The 1,133-nt window shown below is 56.8% G+C and carries 1 protein-coding gene; it reads left to right on the top strand.

The features are described from left to right. Positions 1 to 6 precede the first annotated feature (6 nt). On the top strand, positions 7 to 1,133 hold a 1,127-nt coding region (locus QN399_RS26095), incomplete at its 3' end, for an IS66 family transposase (RefSeq protein ID WP_330201924.1).

The following is a 1,133-nucleotide window of genomic DNA, read 5'->3' as shown; positions in this document are numbered from 1 at the left end:
AATTTGATGCCTGATAACCTTCCTGATGATCCGGTTCTGCTCAAGCAAATGCTTGTGCAGATGCTCGGTGAGCGTCAAGTAGACAAGGGCCAGATCGTCGATCTGAAAGAACAGATCAAGTTGTTGCGCGACCGATTATTCGGTCGCAAGTCCGAGCAAACAGTCGATCCGCAGACGCCGCAACTCGCGCTCTTTAATGAGCCCGAAAGCATCGTGATTCCGGTCAGTGAAGAGTCTGACGAAGAAGTCGTTGCCCCCACCAAACGTCGTGGCAAACGCAAACCACTGCCTGCCGACCTGCCGCGCATTGAAGTCATCCACGAGCTGCCCGAACACGAACTGACCTGTGCCTGCGGTTGCCGCAAACACACCATCGGTGAAGAAACCAGCGAACAGCTGGAGATCGTGCCGATGCAGATCCGCGTCATCAAACACATCCGCAAAATTTACGGGTGCCGTGGCTGTGAAACCGGCCCGGTGACCGCTGACAAACCGGCGCAGTTGATTGAAAAGAGCATGGCCAGCCCCAGTGTCCTAGCGATGCTGCTGACCACCAAGTATGTCGACGGACTGCCGCTGCATCGCTTCGAAACAGTACTCAGCCGCCACGGCGTGGATATCCCGCGCCAGACGTTGGCGCGCTGGGTTATCCAGTGCGGCGAACACTTGCAGCCTCTGCTGAATTTAATGCGGGACCGATTGCTGGAAAGCCCCGTCATCCACTGCGATGAAACTCGGGTGCAAGTCCTGAAAGAGCCGGGTCGAGACCCGACCAGCCAATCCTGGATGTGGGTGCAGGCCAGCGGGCCGCCGGATCGAAAAGTAGTGCTGTTTGACTACACGACCAGCCGTGCGCAGGAGGTGCCGCTGCGCCTGCTTGAAGGTTATCGGGGTTACCTGATGACCGACGATTACGCCGGCTATAACGCCTTGGGTGTGCAACCGGGCGTTACGCGACTGGCTTGCCTGGCGCACGTTCGACGCAAGTTCGTCGAAGCGCAAAAAGTGCAACCCAAGGGCAAAACTGGGCGTGCCGATATAGCCCTGACGATGATTAACAAGCTGTACGGTATCGAGCGTGAACTGAAAGACGTAAGCGATGAACAACGTTTTGTCGGTCGGCAGGAAAAGAG

Source organism: Pseudomonas sp. 10C3 (assembly GCF_036346185.1).
GTDB lineage: Bacteria > Pseudomonadota > Gammaproteobacteria > Pseudomonadales > Pseudomonadaceae > Aquipseudomonas.
Note: the sequence above shows the minus strand (reverse complement) of the source record. Positions and strands in the feature narration are given on the sequence as shown.